Source organism: Sinomicrobium soli, assembly GCF_003285545.1.
Classification (GTDB): domain Bacteria; phylum Bacteroidota; class Bacteroidia; order Flavobacteriales; family Flavobacteriaceae; genus Sinomicrobium.
Map to the genome: position 1 here is coordinate 346,561 of NZ_QLNV01000002.1, position 19,850 is coordinate 366,410.

13 protein-coding genes are annotated in these 19,850 nt (G+C 48.5%); 5 read left to right on the forward strand and 8 right to left on the reverse strand.

Annotation, left to right across the window (positions count from 1 at the left end; genetic code table 11):
• Positions 1-4: 4 nt before the first annotated feature.
• Together DN748_RS03420 and DN748_RS03425 are read right to left on the reverse strand one after the other, a co-directional pair.
• Positions 5-3,331, reverse strand: coding sequence for a TonB-dependent receptor (locus tag DN748_RS03420; RefSeq protein WP_201741409.1), 3,327 nt, complete (start codon positions 3,329-3,331; stop codon positions 5-7).
• Between the two features lie 350 nt (positions 3,332-3,681).
• A complete protein-coding gene (locus DN748_RS03425) occupies positions 3,682-4,818 on the reverse strand; it encodes a FecR family protein (protein ID WP_161554461.1) in 1,137 nt (378 codons plus the stop codon).
• 128 nt (positions 4,819-4,946) lie between these two features.
• Here DN748_RS03425 and DN748_RS03430 point away from each other — a divergent pair, with 128 nt between their 5' ends.
• Positions 4,947-5,549 carry an RNA polymerase sigma factor gene (locus DN748_RS03430; protein WP_112370355.1) on the forward strand — a complete coding sequence of 201 codons (603 nt, stop codon included), beginning with the start codon at positions 4,947-4,949 and terminating at the stop codon, positions 5,547-5,549.
• 69 nt (positions 5,550-5,618) lie between these two features.
• On the opposite strand, the gene DN748_RS03435 is transcribed toward DN748_RS03430, so the two are convergent.
• Together DN748_RS03435 and DN748_RS03440 are read right to left on the reverse strand one after the other, a co-directional pair.
• Positions 5,619-6,278 carry a GDSL-type esterase/lipase family protein gene (locus DN748_RS03435; protein ID WP_112370356.1) on the reverse strand — a complete coding sequence of 220 codons (660 nt, stop codon included), beginning with the start codon at positions 6,276-6,278 and terminating at the stop codon, positions 5,619-5,621.
• Positions 6,279-6,451: 173 nt separating this feature from the next.
• A complete protein-coding gene (locus DN748_RS03440; protein WP_112370357.1) occupies positions 6,452-7,549 on the reverse strand; it encodes an N-acetylmuramoyl-L-alanine amidase family protein in 1,098 nt (365 codons plus the stop codon).
• A 349-nt stretch (positions 7,550-7,898) separates the two neighbouring features.
• Between DN748_RS03440 and DN748_RS03445 the strand changes: the two genes are divergently transcribed.
• Positions 7,899-10,583, forward strand: coding sequence for a putative LPS assembly protein LptD (locus tag DN748_RS03445; protein ID WP_236636773.1), 2,685 nt, complete (start codon positions 7,899-7,901; stop codon positions 10,581-10,583).
• Positions 10,584-10,811: 228 nt separating this feature from the next.
• Positions 10,812-11,192, forward strand: a complete 381-nt coding sequence (locus tag DN748_RS03450; RefSeq protein ID WP_112370359.1) for a RidA family protein — start codon at positions 10,812-10,814, stop codon at positions 11,190-11,192.
• Positions 11,193-11,262: 70 nt separating this feature from the next.
• Here DN748_RS03450 and DN748_RS03455 read toward each other — a convergent pair whose 3' ends face one another.
• The 4 genes from DN748_RS03455 to nagB all read right to left on the reverse strand — a co-directional run bounded on the left by DN748_RS03455 (position 11,263) and on the right by nagB (position 16,728).
• Positions 11,263-12,123, reverse strand: coding sequence for an N-acetylglucosamine kinase (locus DN748_RS03455; protein ID WP_112370360.1), 861 nt, complete (start codon positions 12,121-12,123; stop codon positions 11,263-11,265).
• Positions 12,124-12,345: 222 nt separating this feature from the next.
• On the reverse strand, positions 12,346-13,347 hold the full coding sequence (gene gap / locus DN748_RS03460; protein ID WP_112370361.1) for a type I glyceraldehyde-3-phosphate dehydrogenase: 1,002 nt from the start codon (positions 13,345-13,347) through the stop codon (positions 12,346-12,348).
• 55 nt (positions 13,348-13,402) lie between these two features.
• Positions 13,403-14,389 carry a 6-phosphofructokinase gene (gene pfkA, locus DN748_RS03465; RefSeq protein ID WP_112370362.1) on the reverse strand — a complete coding sequence of 329 codons (987 nt, stop codon included), beginning with the start codon at positions 14,387-14,389 and terminating at the stop codon, positions 13,403-13,405.
• A 404-nt stretch (positions 14,390-14,793) separates the two neighbouring features.
• Positions 14,794-16,728, reverse strand: a complete 1,935-nt coding sequence (gene nagB / locus DN748_RS03470; RefSeq protein WP_112370363.1) for a glucosamine-6-phosphate deaminase — start codon at positions 16,726-16,728, stop codon at positions 14,794-14,796.
• A 474-nt stretch (positions 16,729-17,202) separates the two neighbouring features.
• Between nagB and DN748_RS03475 the strand changes: the two genes are divergently transcribed.
• Together DN748_RS03475 and DN748_RS03480 are read left to right on the forward strand one after the other, a co-directional pair.
• Complete coding sequence (locus DN748_RS03475; protein WP_112370364.1) at positions 17,203-17,928, forward strand: LytR/AlgR family response regulator transcription factor; 726 nt, start codon at positions 17,203-17,205, stop codon at positions 17,926-17,928.
• Positions 17,929-18,006: 78 nt separating this feature from the next.
• On the forward strand, positions 18,007-19,839 hold the full coding sequence (locus DN748_RS03480; RefSeq protein ID WP_112370365.1) for a sodium:solute symporter family protein: 1,833 nt from the start codon (positions 18,007-18,009) through the stop codon (positions 19,837-19,839).
• Positions 19,840-19,850 lie beyond the last annotated feature (11 nt).

Below are 19,850 nucleotides of genomic sequence, written 5' to 3' on the forward strand. Positions count from 1 at the left end.
GATTTTAAAAACTGATATCCAAACCGAGCCCCAAATACACCAGGGTCGGATAGGCCCTGCCGCTGTTTGCGCCGTCGTTGCTCATATTGTTATCGAATTCCGTAAGCTCGGGATCTACGAATTTCACCTTGGAAAGCGTAAACAGGTTCTGCCCGGAGAAATAGATACGGTAGCTTTTCATCCCCAGTTTTTCTGCTATTGCTGTGGGAAGCGTATATCCTACCTGCAGGTTTTTCAGTCTCAGGTAGGCCCCGTCATACAGGTACATGTCCGAACCTCTCCTGAAGTTGTTGGTATTGGACTGCGAGCCGTTGTTGGCCAGCCTGGGGTAACGCGCATCCGGGTTGTCGGGGGTCCAGTAATCCAGCTGATGGGTATACATCGTCATCCCGTAGTTGTAGTGAAACGGTTCTACCAGTTCACCACGTATCATCATGGTACGCTTACCCACACCCTGCAGGAATATACTCAGGTCAAAATTCTTAAACCCGAGATTATAGGTAAACCCGTAGGTATACCTCGGAAAGGGGTTCCCGAAAACGAACTTGTCGTTATCGTCGATCACCCCGTCCCCGTTCACATCCACATAACGGTTGTCCCCGGGCACTACATTGAGCCCTTCGGGTACGGCAGCTCCGGCAATCTCCTCGTAATTCCGGAAATAGCCGTCGCGCTTTAAGCCTACATAGGAGTTAAAGGGGAGCCCTTCACGAAGCAGTATCTGCAATTCCTCCACACCGGTAAGTCTTTCCTCTCCCTGGAAATCCAGCACCTTGTTTTTCGAATCCCCGACATTCAGGGTTATACTGTGCCGGAACAGGTCGCCGTAATGGCGGTAGGTAGCACTTACCTCCCATCCCCGGTTCCCCACCTTTCCGGCGTTAAAATCGGGAAGATCGGTTCCGTAAACCCCGGGTACGGCAGGCTCCACGAGAATATCCGAAGTGACCTTATCAAAAAAGTCGAACGATACCCCCAGCGCCCCGTCCAGGAAATCCATATCGATACCGGCATTGAAGGTGGCCGCTTTTTCCCACTGGATATCGGGATTCGCAAAGTTGAACCCGGTAGCCCCTACGGTCTGGTTGTTAAACCCATAGGCATTCTGAAATGTAAAATAGGTGGTCTGGTACTGGTAATTCCCTACATTCTGGTTTCCGAGCACCCCGTAGGAGGCCCTGAGCTTGATATTTCCGAAACGATCGCGGTATCCGCCCATAAAATCCTCTTTCGTAATATGATAACCGAGGGACATGGAGGGGAAAAATCCCCAGCGCAGGTCTTTTCGGAATTTGGAAGAGCCGTCGTAGCGGAAGCTGAATTCGGCAAAATATTTTTCATCAAAATTGTAGGATGCCCTTCCGAACAGCGAATTCAGGCTGTTTTTGGCAGCCTCCTTACTGGAGTTGAAGGAGTCCCCTTCGACAATGATGGTCTCGCTTATGGGGGTCCCGAGGTCCGGGTCGGTATAACGCATCAGTATCCTCGACTTCCGGCTGGAATGATTCTCGTTGGAAACCCCGGCCAGCACATTGAGGTTGTGAACAGCGCCGAACGTCTTTTGGTATTCCCCGATAAACTGTGTATTGAGGTCGAGGCTCTTATAGCTTTCGTCATTGGTATCCCGGTTGGCCCCGTACACGCCCTGCGGGAAGAAATCCACCTGTTTTGTCCTGCTATACAGGTTGTTGGAATACAGGCGACCCCCGAAAACCCCGCGAAGTTTGAATGCGTCCGAAATGTGGAATTCCGCGCTGATGTTTCCAAACACATCGTCGTTATCGTATTTCCGGAAACCTCCCTGTTCCAGTATCCCCAAAGGGTTGTATTCCTGCAATACATCATTGGTCAGGTAATTGCCTTCTTCGTCTTTCTGCCGGTAGTATACCGGTACCCTGAACGCATCTACCATCACCGTACCCGTGCTCGAAGAGTGGTCTGTGATCTTCTGCTTGGTATAGGCCAGGTTGGAAGTGAGCTTAAACCTGCCGTATTCATTGGTCAGGTTGATCCGGTAATTATAGCGTTCCATCCCCCTTGAAGGTCCGGCGAAATTGCTCCGCTGGTCCATATATCCCAGGGAAACCAGGTAGGTGGAATTTTCATTCCCTCCCGATACCGAGATATTGTGGTTCTGCTGAACGGCCGGTTTTACGATCTCGTCGGCAAACCATTCTTCATCACCGTTCTCCTTAAACGCACGTATCTCATCCGCGGTAAAGACCGCCGAGGTAGCCCCTGCATTGAAAGCCGCCTCGTTGCGGAGCATGGCATTTTCGTAACCGTGAACAGGCCGGGTAAAATAATGCGGGGAATTATACCCGACCAGGCCGTTGTAGGTAACGGTAAGCGGGCTTTCCTTACTTCCCTTTTTGGTGGTCACCAACACCACCCCGTTACTGGCCCGCGAGCCGTAGATAGCGGCACTTCCGGCATCCTTAAGCACTGAAATGCTTTCTATATCGGCCGGGTTCAGGGCATTGATGTCTCCCCCGACAATACCGTCGATAACCACCAGCGGGCTATTATCGCCAAGGGTACTTACCCCTCTGACATTGATATTGAGGCCGGCTCCCGGCTCGGAATTCTTCTGCTGAATGATCAGTCCCGGAGACTTTCCCTGCAGGGCCTGGGTCGTATTTACGGAGGACCGTCCCTTGAAGGCTTCGTCTGCCACCCGGTCTACGGCACCCACCACCTGCGAGCGCAACTGTGTCCCGTAACCGATGACGACTACCTCGTCCAGCTGGGCAGTATCTTCTTTCAGGGATACGGATAAATTCCGCTGTTCCCCGACCCTGACCTCCTGTGTGGCAAAGCCTATATAGGAGATCACCAGAACGGCGTCTTCATCTCTTACACGCAGGACGAAATTACCGTCGAAATCAGTCTGGCTCCCGCTGGTCGTTCCCTTTTCCACCACACTGGCCCCGGGAAGAGGGTCGCCGTTGGCATCGGTCACTGTTCCGGTAATCTCAATGCCCGTCTGGATAACGGCTTCTTCTTTTGCGGCAGGGTTTTCTTTGCCCGGCACCTTTCTCAGCATGATATGATGCCCTCTCAGGGTATACCCTGTTCCCGAATTCCCGAACAGCTTGTCCAGTACGGTAACAATATCACTGTCTTTCTCATCGACAGAAACCTCCCTGTCCAGGTCAACCTGCCTGATCTTATAGATAAAGCGGTAGTCGGTAGTGCGCTCTATATGATCCATGACATAACGCACGGATATATGTTCGGCATTCAGCGTTATCCTGTTTTTCTGCGAATAGCCGTTATTGGCATGTAATCCGCAAAGGGAAACCAGCAAAAGCAATGCGGTGAGTTTCATTTTCAAGTCAAATTCAGACAAAGGGATAACACCCCTCCGTCTATTCGGATGTTTTTTCATACATTTAACAATTGGTTGTGGTTATGCTACTCTCTTAGTTAATCACACAGTATCGCCGGAAAATGAGCCACCATTTTCCGGTTTTTTGTCTGTTTTCTGTAGTATCACTTCATACGATCGGATTTAAATTAAACAATTAACAATCAATTAATTACGTTTATTTCTATTTTTAGTCCTGGTTCTGCACGACGCACAAAGAAGGGCTCTTTACTTTTAGGTACTGGTTGTAAGCTGCAGGTTAATGATACAGGACAATCAATTCCATTTAATATTCAAAATACCCTCCTCTGTCACCGGATAAACACCTGGTTATCACGGATCTCATAATTGATCTTGTGTACGTCGTTAAAGAAGGTGAGCACGCTGTCTACGGGAACCTCCTTAAACCCGGCGTTGAACAGCTCCTTACCGAGTACGCTGTTACTGTTCTCTATTTTTACATTATAATGGCGTTCCAGTTTTTTAAGGATGGCATCAAAGGGCATATTCCTGAACATCAGTTCCCCGTAACGCCAGGAGGTATACAGATCGGTATTGACCTCCGTTACGGCTATCCCGTCGCTGTCATGGCGGTAGGTCCCCTTGTGCCCGGGGGCCAGGACCACAGGCGCCGCAGCCGTATCCGGACTATTTTTCAGGTTCATGGACACCGCCCCTTCCACCAGCACCACACCGGTCTCCCGGTCTTCCGGGTATACCGATACATTAAAGGAGGTTCCCAAAACCCGGATATCAATTGCCCCGGTTTCCACCACAAAAGGATGCAAGGTATCGCGGTTTACTTCAAAAAACGCCTCCCCGTTAAGGCGGACTGTCCGTTGTGTCTTCCCTTCAAAACTTATGGGATACACAAGTTCGGTTCCCGCATTGAGATGCACGAGAGTTCCGTCGGAAAGCCGTACCCTGAACCGTTTTCCATAGGGTACTCTGAGGGTATTATAAACCGTATCCCCCGTTTGGCCTTCCGTGGTATATTCCAGCACGCCCTGTTGCTGGGTAGCCACGATCTTGCCCGCTGTTCCCGTAAACCTTATGGTATCTGCCGGATTGATGGTCTGCACCTTCCCATTGCCCAGCTCCAGTGTTATACTTTCATCCGCCGGTACCAGGACCTCCCGGTCTGCACGGCCGAGGTAATTCTGCAGCAACAGGCCCGCTCCCAGCAATACAAGAACAGTGGCGGCATATTTCAGGATGGAAGGCCGCAGTATTCTTACGGGTCGTCGTTTGTCTTCGATGGCATTCATCACCTTCTCGAAAGCGTCGTCCGCATCGGTCTCCAGGGCAGCCATATTGAGATCGTAATTGTCCCGGACATACTGCTGCAAGCGGCTGCGATATTCCGGATCCTGCAAACGCTCCCGGAGTTCCGTCATTTCCGCATCACTTATCGTTCCCGTAAGTAGTTTTACTACAAGGTTTTCCACATTCATCAATTTAATTTTATACCATAAATGCTTTAAATCATTAAAAAACCCTTAAAAGAATTAATTTTTTTTTAATATTTACACCGTACAATTATCAACATCGCTTATTTAAACAGCTAAGGCTACCCATGAATGAATTAGAGGCAGTAAAGGCATTGCGGAAAGGCGACAAGACAGCTCTGGGATACTTTTTCAGGCGTTATTACGATCGCCTGGTGGCCTATATTACCACTTATTCCAACGATAAGACCTCATCCGAAGACATTGTACAGCAGGCTTTTATAAATCTGTGGGAAGATCGCGGAAAACTCGACCCGGAAAGATCTCCCCGCCACTATCTCTTTTCCATAGCGCGCAACCGTTATATGGACAGTGTTAAAAATGAAAAACGGAGGCTGCGCCTCCTGGACGAGTTGTGGGAAGAAGCCCTGCAAAGCCGTGTTGACGAAGACAGGGAAGAACTCGAAAAGCGGATAGAGCACGTAAAGAAAATCCTGGCCTCCCTACCGCCCAAATGCCAGGAGATCATCAAGCTGAACAAGGTAGAAGGTGTAAAATACAAGGACATTGCGATCCGGATGGACATCTCCATCAAAACGGTAGAAGCACAGATGCGCATAGCTTTTCAGAAGATCCGGGAAGCGTTCCGGAACGATCAGTTGATACTCACCGTATTGCTCCGGAAACTGAGAAGGCGTAAACTACCTCGATGCCAGCATACGAGGCATTAGAAGGAAAACAAAAACATCCCGGGGCAAGCCTCGGAGCATTTAAATCTCGATTATCGAGTAAAAAGCGGTTTATTTTAGAAAAGGCCTGATATTTTCCGCCCAGATCGCATATCCTTCGGCAGTCATGTGTATCCCGTCCTTGAGAAAGAATGATGCTACGGGATTCCCGTCTTCGCCCAGCATGTCCGCCCATACATCTATAAAATGGAATTTCTCCCGGCGGTTACACCACCTTTCCATCCGCCGGTTAAACTTCATATATTTTTTCCGTTTGCCCGCCCGGTTCTCCTGGATACAGGGTTTTACCCCGATGATATATACCTCCGTTTCCGGCATGCGGTCCCGTATTTCATCCAGTAACTCCTTAAAATCGCGTTTTACCCTCCCCGGACTTTTTCCCGAGGCAATATCATTATCCCCTTCATACAGAAAGATCTTGTCGAAGGAATGCCTGAACACGAGGTCTTCCCTATAATACAGCACATCACTCATCTGCGACCCCCCGAAGCCCCTGTTAAGCCATGAAAATCCCGGAAAATAGGAATCGATATCCTTCCACATACGTACCGAAGAGCTTCCTACCATTACCGCATCATAACCGGAAAGATCCAGGGTATCGGACTGTTGCCGGAATTTCTTTATATCATTTTCAAAACGGGTAGCGTCCTGCGCATGCAGGTAAAAAAGCGGCAGGACAAACAATATCACAAGGCAGTATCGTATTCTCATTTAGTTTATTAGTTTAGTAGTTCTTGGTTCTTAGTTGCAAATTTGTGGTGCTTCCGTTATGCCGTTGAAGATATGCAAAATTCATATCATGATCCGTGTTCTTACAGAAATATCACAAATTGACCCGACCGACAGGAAATTGTCATCCGACCGCAGTGCCTTGCCGGCAACATTTAAAGCTTAAGTGCCTCTTCTACCGGGATGCGTTTGCCGTTGCGGTAGGCTACGATATACGCTCCGTCATATCCCTTGTCTTTGGCCTGGCGCTGCAGGTCCCTGGCTTCCTGATAATTCGTGGTGTTTCCGTACAAATAGCGATAGACGCCATCCGCCTGTTCCATGGAAATGGGCTCGAGCCCCCTGAAGTTATAGCGCCTGGGTTCAATTTTATTCCCCCCTGCGGAAACCTGTACCTTAAAAGACACTCCCGTAGCCGCAATGCCCTCCTGTTCCTGCGGAGTTTCCGGAAAATCATCTATGGCTATGTTATCGGTCAGGTCCTTTTTATATTTTATGATCGCTTCGGCTACGTTGTCTGCTATTTCCGTTTTCCCCTTTTTGGAACTCAGATAGTTTTTTTCATTCTTATTGGTAATAAAACCGGTCTCGATCAGCACACTCGGCATAAAGGTCTGGTGTAATACGATAAACCCGGCCTGCTTCACGCCCCGGTTTTTGCGCTTAAGCCTTACCGAAAAATTTTCCTGCAGCAATTTTGCCAGGCGTATGCTCTGCCCCAGGAACTCTTCCTGCATGATGGTAAGCCCGATAATGGACTCCGGGGAATTGATGTCGTAACCGGCATAATTGGCCTCGTGATTTTCTTCGAGGTAAATGACCTCGTTCTCCGTCTTTGCCACTTCAAAGTTCTGCCTATTGGCGTGCAGTCCCAGCACATAGGTCTCGCTTCCGTAAGCATTGGAATGATGTGCATTACAGTGAATGGAAACAAAGAGGTCGGCATGTGCTTCATTGGCAATTTTCCCCCTTACATACAGGTTGACAAACTTATCGGTCTTCCTGGTATACACCACATTGATGTCGGGATACTTTTCCAGCTCCTTTCCTACCAGCAACACCATATCGAGGGCGATGTCCTTTTCCTTGACACCATTGGCCACCTTACCCGGGTCATGCCCGCCGTGACCGGCATCGAGCACCACGGTAAACTTCCTGTTTCCCTGCTCCCCGTTTCCGTCTTCCTTATCAAAAGAGCTAAGCCACATCACAACTGCCAGCAATACCGGCAACAACCAAAGCTTTCTTTTCATGCACTTCATATTTTTGAGAGGATTCATCGCGGCAACACCGTAATTCTTAAACGACATCCCGGAAAAATATTGTAAAAAAACAGTACTATCCGGGGTTTGATCTCACTTTTAACACACAATATCCTCACAGATAATTCAGTACTGCCACGCCTTCGGTGGCAGTACGTGTCGTAAAAAAAACATAAAATCAAAAACCGTTTCGAGGAATTCGCATATTTTTTTCACATCTTTGCCAGTGTAATCGCAGGCCGGAGCCAATACCTCCGGGGCATGGAACATACATCAGGCTATATTTTATACAAAAATAGGATTTAAAGCATTGCAAGCAAATAACCCATACATACTTTTAATGCTTATTTTGCTGTTGTGCCCACTGTTTCTTCAGTCGCAGGAACTTCCGGTAAGACAGCCCCTCAATATTGAGGCTGAGCAGGATTCCACCCGTATTCCCGTAGCAGAGATCCTTCCCGACCTCGGAATACAGGATTCTGTGGTACAGGACAGCATTCCCCGCGACAGCATCGGCAAGGACAGTGTTCCGGAGAAAAAAAATTTCCTGGAAGACCAGATCAAATACAAGGCCAAGGACTATCAGAAAACCATACGGAGTGAAAACAAGATATACCTGTACAACGAAGCCGAAGTGTACTACCAGGACACGGAACTCAAGGCAGGTGTCATTGTTATCGACTACGAAAAAAAGGAAGTCTATGCGGGGCGTATCAGGGATAGCACCGGTACGCTGACGCAGGCGCCGTATTTCAAACAGGGAAGCAATGTGGTGGAACCCGACTCCATTCGCTATAATTTCGATACCCAGAGGGCCCTGATCTGGAATTCGAGATCGGAACAGACCGTGGGCGGGGAAATGAACGTTTTTGCCGAGATCACCAAAAAAGAGAACGATTCGGTGTATTTTCTCCATGAAGGGAAGCTCACTACCTCGAAAAACCTGGATGACCCGGAGTATTACATCCGGGTGAGAAAGGCAAAGTTCGTCCCTAAAAAGAAGGTGATCGCCGGATTCAGTAATATGTATATCGCTGATGTCCCCACTCCCATAGCCGTTCCTTTCGCCTATTTTCCCATGTCTGAAAAAAGCAGTGAGTCTGGGTTGATCTTCCCCACCTTCGGGGAGGTTAACGGGAGGGGATATTTTCTCCAGAACGGCGGGTACTATTTTGCCATAAACGATTATGTAGACCTCGCCGTTCTGGGCGATTACTATACCAACGGGAGTTACGGCTTCCGCACGGAGAGCAACTACGCCGTCCGCTACCGCTTCAGGGGGAATTTCAATTTCCGGTTTGAAAACCTCGTACAGGGCCAGAAAGGTTTTCCCGATTACAGCCGGGGTACCACATACAACATACAATGGTCGCACAGCCAGGATGCCAAGGCCAGTCCCAATTCCAGGTTCTCCGCCAGTGTAAACCTCGGGAGCAGCCGGTATTACAAGGATTCCTATAACCAGATCAACACGGGGAATTTCATGCAGAACACGCTTACGTCGTCCGTTTCCTATTCCAAGACATTCCCGGGATATCCTGCGGTAAACATGAGCCTTACGGCCTCCCACTCACAGAACACCAATACGGAGACCATCAGCATGACCTTGCCCACACTCCAGGCCAGCGTGGAACGGATATATCCCTTTGCCCCGAAATCAGGGATCAAGAAAGGCATTTTCCAGAATATCAATTTCCAGTACAGCCTGCGGGCCGAAAACAGTTTCCAGACCACCGATTCCCTGTTTTTCAAGAAAGAGATGTTTGAAGATGCCAAAACCGGGTTCAGGCATTCCATACCGATAAGCACCAACTTCAAGATAATGAAGTACCTGAGCGCCTCACTCAATGTCAACTATGACGAAACCTGGCAGTTGAAGACCATCCGCAGGCACGACTACGACCCGGAGCTCGAAACGGTCCCTACGGATACGATCAACGGATTCGACCGCTTTGCCCAATACAGTTTCGGGGCCAGCCTGGGTACTACACTGTACGGTACCGTCATGTTTGACGAAGAGAACAAGATACAGGCCGTCCGGCATGTTATGAGACCCTCGGTGAGTTACGGATACACCCCCGGATTCGACCAGTATTACGAGGAATACATCGCCAATGAAGAAGGAGAGGTAAGGGAATACACCCGTTTCGAAGGCGGGCTCTACGGTGCCCCGGGAAGGAGTATGAGCAACAGTGTGAGTTTTTCACTGCAAAACAATTTCGAGGCCAAGGTCAGGGACAAAGATACCACCGCCACCGAACCCAAGAAGATCACCCTGCTCAACCTCAACCTCAATACCAGTTACAACGCCGTGGCGGATTCCCTGCCCTGGCAGCCGCTGAGATTTACCGGGAACATTCCCTTTTTTGACGGAAAGATGACCGTTAACTTCGGAGGTACACTGGACCCGTATGCCCTGGATAATGCGGGGAGAAAAATAGACAAGTGGAATATAGACAACGGCGGAAGCCTCTTCCGTTTTACCAATGCCAATGTCACGACCAGTTATACCATATCGAGCAAGACATTCGAGGGGAGCAGCGTAGACCGCGACAACGACAATACGGCCAGCGGCGGACGGGAAGACGACCTTTTCGGGTCGTCTATGGATTACAGCGACGGCCGCATGTTCCCGGACGACGATGAAGAGGAGGAAGAAGAGGAAGAAACCAAATATTACGGGGCTGCCCTGCCCTGGGACCTGAGACTGGCCTATTCGATGACCTATTCGAATGCCGCGCGACAGAACGAGATCAGCAACAATTCCCTCATGTTCTCGGGAAATGTGGAACTCACCCCAAAATGGCGTGTGGGGGTATCCTCCGGGTATGACTTCAAGAACAGGGGATTCAGCTTTACCCAGCTCCGGTTCGAACGGGACCTGGAAAGCTGGCGCATGAACTTTAGCTGGACCCCGTTCGGAAACCGTACCTCGTGGTATTTCTTTATAGGGATAAAGAGTTCCATGCTCAGCGATATCAAATGGGAAAAAAGACGCGAACCCGACAGGGCGCTCAACAGGTAAAGTGGAGCAAACCGGTTTTGGAGCTCGGGGCTCGGGGCCCGAAGCATGAATTTCGAAGTTTGAAGTTGCGGACGCTCTTGAGGTGGCTGAGTGGCCCCCGAACCTGTCGGGGTTATATCGAAGCCATCGGCCCGAACCTGTAAACCAGTTATGAGTTCAGAATTCAGAGTTATGACTGTAACCAGCAACCTCTAACCAAAAAATAGTTTAACCCTAAAAATTTATCATATGAAAAAGATCATAAACACCGACCAGGCCCCTGCTCCCATAGGACCGTATAACCAGGCAGTATTCGCCGGAAACACCCTGTATATCTCGGGACAGATCGCCCTGGACCCTCAAAACGGAACACTCGTTTCCGGGTCTGTAGAAGAAGAAACCACCAGGGTAATGCAAAATCTCGAAGCTATTCTCAAAGCGGCGGGAATGACTTTTGAAAATGTCATTAAATCGTCCATTTTCATCAGTGACATGAACAATTTTGCCCGTATCAATGAAGTCTACGGCAGGTATTTTGACGAAGAAAATGCTCCTGCCCGCGAGACCGTGGAAGTAGCCAACCTGCCCAAATTCGTCAATGTCGAAATATCGATGATCGGGGTATTATAAAAATTGCCAGGTTATGGGGCACTGTTTTCACATAAAGAGCAGTACCCCATAACCTGGCAACAATCAACCTTTATTTATTAAATACAATATTCCTGTGATATTCCACCAGGTTATCGATAGGGCGCCTTAATATCTTTCCGACTTTCAGGTTGTTCTGCGCCATGACCTCGCGCAGTTCTTCCTGCAGATAAAAGGCAATGCTTCCTATAAAATGTACGGGTACCGAATCGGCCTGTTCATACTGGCGGATCGCATTATCGATAAACAGCTGCATTCCCTTGCGTATGAGTTTCTGGCTGTACTCGTGTTGTTTGTTCTCTATGACAAACCTTGCAAAGGTAGCGAGATAGGTATTGGGGTTGGGTTCTTTGTAAAGATTATTCTTGATCACATCCGCATCGAGGTCATAGGCTTCTGAAAATTTATGAGCCAGCCCCTTGGGCATCCTGTGGTAGTAATAATCCCTGAGCAACTGGCGCCCGAAATAATTCCCGCTGCAATCGTCCATCAGGATATACCCCAGGGAAACGACTTTCTGGAAAACTTCATGGCCGTCGTAATAGCTGCAATTGGAACCGGTTCCGAGAATACACACTATGGCGTGTTCGCCCGGGTCTGCCGTTGCGTGAATGGCCGCATAGGTATCTTCCTTGATAAAGAACTTGGCATTTACAAAGAAATTCCGGAATATCCTGCTCAGGTAGTTCTTCATCCGTTCCGTGCCACATCCGGCACCGTAAAAATAAAGCTGGGTTACCTTTTCCCTGTTATCACTGAGCTCGAAGTTATTGGCAAGCCGCTCCGCAATGATCTCCCGGGTAAGTACCTCGGGGCTAAGGCCGAGGGTCTTGGTCAGAAACAGTTCATTCCCGTCTTCATCAAGGGCAATCCAGTCCGATTTTGTCGCACCACTATCAACAATTAATATCATAAATTATCTATTTATTAATCAACAACCCCAGGACAAACCTGCAAGGTATATATCGGAAATCCCGAAAAGACCGACACAAGGCACCGGAGTAATTTAAATCTCATCCTGTGAGCGGGGAACAGGCCCTCAGAGAAAACAAATTCCGTATAAAAATACGAATTATTTTCTCTGCCTGCCCTCCCTTATAACACGCTCACCGGATGAACCGTTGAAGTCCTTCGATTATAATGAAGATACGTGAAGTGCCAGGTCTACCAGCTTGCTGGAATATCCTGCTTCATTATCATACCATGCAATGATCTTGAAAAATTTGGAGTTGAGTTCGATTCCGGCATCCGCATCGAAAATACTGGTACGGGTGTCACCTACGAAATCCTGGGAAACAACAAGTTCTTCAGTATACCCTAAAATTCCCTTAAGCTCTCCTTCGGAAGCAGCTTTTACCGCTTTTTTGATCTCCTCATAAGAAGTTTCCTTTTGCAGTCTTACCGTGAGGTCTACCACAGAAACATCCGGGGTAGGAACGCGGAATGCCATACCGGTAAGCTTTCCTTCCAGTGCAGGGATCACCTTGGTCACCGCCTTTGCCGCTCCGGTAGCAGCCGGAATTACATTGGCCAGCGCACTTCTTCCTCCCCTGAAATCCTTTCTCGAAGGCCCGTCTACGGTAAGCTGTGTTGCCGTAGTGGCGTGTACGGTAGTCATAAGCCCTTCCTCGATACCGAAAGCATCATTGAGTACTTTGGAGATGGGAGCCAGACAGTTTGTGGTACACGAGGCATTGGAAACGATATTGTCGGTCGCTTTTGCATCCTTGTGATTTACTCCCATTACAAACATGGGTGCATCTTTGGACGGAGCAGAAATAACCACTTTTTTGGCACCTGCCTCGAGGTGTTGCTGAGCCGTGTCGAGTGTAGTAAATATCCCGGTACATTCCGCCACCACATCGGCACCTACCTGGTCCCATTTCAGGCTTTTCGGATCTCTTTCGGCAGTGATCCTTACCGTTTTCCCGTTTACCACGAGATTACCATCCTTAACTTCTATCGTTCCGTTAAAAGTACCGTGAACAGAATCGTATTTCAACAGGTATGCCAAGTGCTCTACATCCAGCAAATCATTGATAGCCACTACCTCTACATTATCCCTTTTTACGGTTTCTCTGAAAACCATACGTCCGATTCTTCCGAAACCGTTAATACCAATTTTTAAATTTGACATGATCTTATCTGTTTATTATAATTAAATTTGATTTACGCTTGTCTTTATAACACCATCAGGTAGTCATGATATCGGATACTCTCAGGAGTTCCCTGTTGATCTCCGATTTCCCTTTTACAGCCTGGTCCAGGGGAGTAAGTATGATCTCATCTTTGGCAAGTCCTACCATGTAATTGCTCTTTCCCTCGAGCAGGCTTTCCACAGCCTTGACCCCCATTCGGCTGGCCAGGACCCTGTCGAAGCACGTAGGCCTGCCACCCCTCTGGATATGCCCCAGTACGGTAACGCGTACATCGTAATCCGGCAGGTTATCCTCTACATATTCCTTGAGCTCAAACACGCTTTTCCCTATTTTATCACCTTCGGCCACCACTACTATACTGGACGACTTTCCCGACAGCCTGCTGCGCTCCATCGATTCCAGCAATCGTTCCAGCCCCAGGTTTTCCTCCGGGATAAGGATTTCCTCTGCCCCGGCTCCGACACCCGTGTTCAGGGCGATATGTCCCGCATCTCTCCCCATAACCTCTACAAAGAACAGGCGGTTGTGCGAAATAGCCGTGTCCCTGATCTTATCTATGGCTTCCACCACCGTATTCAGAGCGGTATCGTAACCCAGGGTAAAACTCGTCCCGTAAATGTCATTATCGATAGTCCCTGGAATACCCATTACCGGGAAATCAAAGGATTCGCTGAATATCATGGCCCCGGTAAAAGAACCGTCGCCCCCTATGACCACAAAGGCATCGATATTGTGGTCCCGAAGATGCCTATAAGCTTTTTCCCTTCCTTCGGGAGTACGGAAATCCATAGATCTCGCAGACTTGAGAATGGTCCCTCCCCGGTTTATGATATTATTTACGCTACGGGCGTTCATCTCTTTAAAATCTCCTTCTATCATTCCCTGATACCCCCTGTATATCCCCACGCATTCCACCTTGTGGTAAGCACAGGTACGCACTACAGAACGGATAGCCGCATTCATCCCGGGAGCATCCCCCCCGGAAGTCAGCACAGCAATCTTCCTTATGTTGTTTGACATGTAATTTATTTTAAAAAAGCTATCAAAGATATTTAATAATTTTCTACCTGGAAACCTTATTGCCGATGTTTAATCATTTCTAACGTTTTCGTTAAAAACTTTTAACACTCCTATACCATATCATAACACACCATGCAACCAGGATATCAAAAAATAACATATGTCGTAATCCCCGCAATGGCACATCCCCTCCCGGTAACAGGATACCGGAATCCTGCAAAGAGTTCATTCACATCTCATTATAAAAAAATCCGCCTGCTGAAAAATACAGACAGGCGGATCCGAACGTAATGATTAATAATTGAAAAACACTAAATCACTATCGGCCCGAAGCCCATAGTTTTCCGATTGGTATTTGGTAATTGGGTTATTGAGTATTGCCTTAATAACCTAATAACTACCCCCTAAAAATGATATCGTTTAAATGCCTCTATGGCTTCGTATTCTGCAAGTCCGAGCTCGTCGTACAGTTTTGCCGTATCCTTATTGCGTTCTTCCGCACGCACCCAGAACTCCCTGGAATCATCGCCCTGGAACATGACACGGTCTTTCTGTGATTGGTGGAACAGGATGGCATTCCGTTTTCGTATTACCTGGTCGGGACTCATGGGAACAGCCATTTCAATCTCGTCGAGCCCCCATTCATGCCATGCCCCGCGGTACAGCCATACCCAGCAGTCGTCCATATAAGATTCCGGCTTCAGGCGCCTGAGTGCCTCAAAAATACCGTCAAGACACACCTTATGTGTACCGTGAGGATCTGCAAGGTCACCTGCGGCATAAATCTGGTGAGGCCTTACTTCACTGATAATATTCATGATAATTTCTATATCCTCCTCTCCTAACGGTTTTTTCTTTACCTCTCCCGTTTCATAGAAAGGCAGATCGAGAAAATGAACATTGCTGTCATCCAGACCAATATAACGGGTAGCCCCGTAAGATTCCCTTCTCCGTATCAGTCCTTTCAGCTTTCGCACATCGACCGAATCGGACTGGTCCTCTCTCTTGTTATTGAGAAACCCGATAGCCTCGGTAAAGATGGAAGAACTGTCCTTTCCGGTAATATCGCTGGCCACTTCGGCAAATTTCAGGGCTTCGGCATCGGTAACCGCAATATTCCCGGAGGTCTGATACACGACGTGGACCTCATGCCCCTGGTCTACCAAGCGGCAGAATGTTCCTCCCATCGATATGACATCGTCATCGGGGTGCGGACTGAAGATGATCACCCTCTTTTTAGCGGGCTCCGACCTTTCGGGGCGATTGGTATCGTCGGCATTGGGCTTCCCACCGGGCCAGCCCGTAATGGTATGCTGCAATACGTTGAACATCTGTATATTGAGCTCATAAGAAGTCCCTTCCTGTGCCAGTAAGCCGGACATCCCGTTATCGTTATAATCCCTGTCGGTGAGTTTCAGGATCGGTTTCCTGGTCTTCAGGCTCAGCCATACCATGGCCTTGCGTTTGAGTTCTTCGGTCCACACACACTGCCCTACGAGCCAGGGGGTCTTGAACCTTGTCAGCTCGGAAGCTGCCTCACGGTCGAGAATGAAGGTCGTATTCGCGTGTTGCTGAAGGTATGTTGCAGGCACATTGGAAGTCACCGCTCCCTCTATGGTCTCCTTCACAATATCGGCCTTTTTATGCCCCCATCCCAGCAATACGATACGACCTGCCTTCAGTATGGTTCCGATACCCATGGTAATGGCCCGTTTCGGCACATTATCTATGCCGTTGAAATCGGAAGCCGCATCGCTACGTGTCAAATGGTCCAGGGTAATGATCCGGGTACCCGAATTGTAATGCGACCCGGGTTCGTTAAACCCTACATGCCCCGTACGGCCGATACCCAGCAGCTGAAAATCGAGCCCGCCAAACTCCCTGATCTTCATTTCGTAGTCAATACAGTACTGGTGTACTTCATCCAGGGGCACCTTCCCGTCCGGAATATGGACATTTTCCGGTTTTATATCGATATGGTCGAATAAGTGCTGATGCATGAAATAGTAGTAACTCTGGTGGTTTTCCCGGTTCATCGGGTAGTACTCATCCAGGTTAAAGGTTACCACATTGGCAAAACTCAGCCCTTCTTCCCTGTGCATACGCACCAGTTCTTCATACACCTTAATAGGCGACGATCCCGTTGCCAGGCCGAGAACACAGTTTTCTCCCTTTTCCTGCCTGCTTCGTATAAGCTGTGCTATTTCCTCGGCCACAAGCGCAGAAGCCTGTGCCGAATCTTCAAAGACCTCGTTATGGATCTTTTCGTAGCGGGTTTCTTCAAACTTCCCTACTTCCTTATGGCTAATATCATTAGCCTGTACTAAATATCGGTGCATAACTTACAGTATGAATTTCGAAAACTAAAGTATATATTACAACTTGCAACAGGAAACTTTTTCGACGAGCGGGGGCAACTTTGTCACGAATAGCATCATTTTCCGGACTTCAGGTTTCGGATACAGGCCCTGAACGGCATTATTTTCCTTCCGCGGCAAAGCCCTGTCCGGAATGTGTACTCCACATTTCCGAAAGCCGTAATCCCTTTCCGTTCAGCAGCGCTAAAATCTAAGATTAAATATATTCACCACGAAAGTTTTTAGCTGAACAACAGTAAAAACAATACCAATTACATCATTTCAGACATCAGTAAATATCAAGATTTTACGGGGCATGAAATTTATCTGAAAACATTTTGTTATTACCAAAATTACATCTATTTTTTCTCTCATTTTGAGCGCTGGCGTTCATTTTACAGGGGCTGTATCCCTGTAAAAAACCTCCTGACGGCCTCTTTAATGTACAAGTTACGAATGAAGATCAAATGTATAATCATAGATGATGAATCTGTTGCGGTAAGTGTCCTGCGGTCTCATGTTTCAGAGTTCCGCAACCTGGAGGTCGTTGCCAGCCACAGCAATCCCATAGAGGCCATGGCCACCCTGGAGCAACACGATATCGACGTCATCTTCCTGGATATAAACATGCCCAAAATGAGCGGGCTGGATTTTATAAGAACCATCGATTACGACGCCTTTATCGTGATCACCACGGCATATCGCGAGTACGCTGTGGAGAGCTATGAGCTGAATGTGTTCGATTACCTTGTGAAACCCATTCCTTTTCACCGTTTTACAAAAACCGTAAACAAACTCAACAGGGAAGTCGCCTTAAAGAGAAAGGGGTTCACCCAGGCCAAGCCGCAGGGCGAACCCTATATGTTTCTCAAGGTAGACAAGAAAATGGTAAAAATAAACCTCGGCGATATCCTTTATATAGAGAGCCTTAAGGATTATATAAAGGTAGTGACGGTTATCGATGAGTATATTGTGCACAAATCGCTTACCAATATTACCGAAGAACTCCCCGGTTCCAATTTTATAAGAGTACACCGTTCCTACACCATTGCCATAGACAAGGTAAAGGCCGTGGAAGGGAATATTGTGGAAATACACAACAAACGCATTCCCATAGGGCGGAATTACACCAGGCAAACCCGGGAAAGCATTTTCAGGGACAACCAGGATTTTACGCCCTGAGTGAACACCGGAATATTCCGGTGCACAACAGCAAAAACACGATTAATGCCATAAATAAAACGACTAACTACAACTTTCATGGAACTATCTACATTAGATTATTCGATCATTATCGGTTTTTTTGCCATCACCCTGGCCATAGGGCTTTTCGTTTCCAGGTCTTCGGGAAAAGACACTACGGAATACTTCCTTTCCGGAAGGAGCATGCCGTGGTGGCTTCTCGGTTTTTCCATGGTGGCCACCACTTTTTCTACAGACACCCCAAACCTCGTTACCGACCTGGTAAGGGGAAGCGGGGTATCCGGAAACTGGGGCTGGTGGGCCTTTCTTCTCACAGGATTGTCTACGGTATTTATCTATGCCAAGCTGTGGCGGAAATCGAATGTGCTTACCGACATGGAGTTCTACGAGTTGCGCTACGGGGGCAAACCTGCCAGATTTCTCAGGGGGTTCCGGTCGGTCTACCTCGGGTTTTTCTTTAATGTCATTACCCTGGCAGCAGTAAATCTTGCCGCCATTAAAATAGGAGGCATCATGCTGGGGCTTACCCCCATACAAACCGTACTGATCGGGGGGATCGTCACCGTCATTTTCAGTGCCATAGGCGGGTTTAAAGGGGTCGTATATACCGATTTCATATTGTTTTTCGTGGCCATCGTAGGCGCGGTAGGCGCCGCCTATTACCTGGTAAACCTTCCGGAAGTGGGAGGCATTACCAAAATGATCCAGCACGAGAATGTGGCCGACAAGATCTCCATATTGCCGGATTTTTCTGATAAAGAGGCCCTTATTACCATCCTCATTATTCCGCTGGCCGTACAGTGGTGGAGCTCCTGGTATCCCGGCTCCGAGCCCGGGGGCGGGGGATATATTGCCCAGCGTATGCTCGCCGCAAAAAACGAAAATCACGCCATAGCCTCCACGTTCTTTTTCAATATCATGCACTACGGCGTACGCCCCTGGCCCTGGATACTGGTAGCCCTGGCGTCGCTGGTCGTATTTCCGGATGTCGCAAGCATACACGAAGCCTTCCCAAATATAGAGGAAAGCAAACTGGGGCACGACCTGGCCTATTCGGCCATGCTGACCAAGCTGCCCAGCGGGTTGCTCGGTGTTGTATTGGCTTCGCTGGGAGCCGCCTACATGAGTACTATTTCTACCCAGCTCAACTGGGGGTCGTCGTATATCGTAAACGATTTTTACAAACAGACCCTTCGCAAAAATGCGTCTGAAAAGGAACTGGTAAACATGGGGCGCCTGTCTACCGTACTGCTTATGGTAACCAGTGCCATACTCGCTCTCCTGCTTACCAATGCCAAACAGCTGTTCGACATCCTTCTCATGTTCGGGGCGGGAACGGGACTGGTGTATATACTGAGGTGGTTCTGGTGGCGCATTAATGCCTGGAGTGAGATTTCGGTAATGTTTGCCGCTGCCATCATCAGCATGGTGTTCACCTTGTCACCTCTCGGTGATTATCTCTTCGGGGGCCATGCCACAGACGGCACCTTTACTGCCGGCGTATTCCCTTCATGGGCCACGCTTCCGGCCATTGTGGTCATCACTACCGTCATATGGCTGGTAGTCACCTATACCACCAGGCCGGAAGACAAGAACGTACTTTACAGCTTCTATCAAAAAACACAACCGGGAGGACCGGGATGGAAAAAGATCGTGGACCAGGCGCGTGCCGAAGACGTCAATATCGTGGACGGAAGACAAAAATGGGCTGTTCCGTCGGGAATACTTGCCATGATACTCGGCTGTATCCTGGTATATTCCTGCATGTTTGCCACGGGCAACTGGATTTACGGCAATTATCCGCTGGCCATAGGGCTGACCATTCTCATACTGGTATCCGGCATACTGCTTGCCGTGGTATGGAACCGTATGAAAAAAGACATCATATAGCGCTGCTGCCA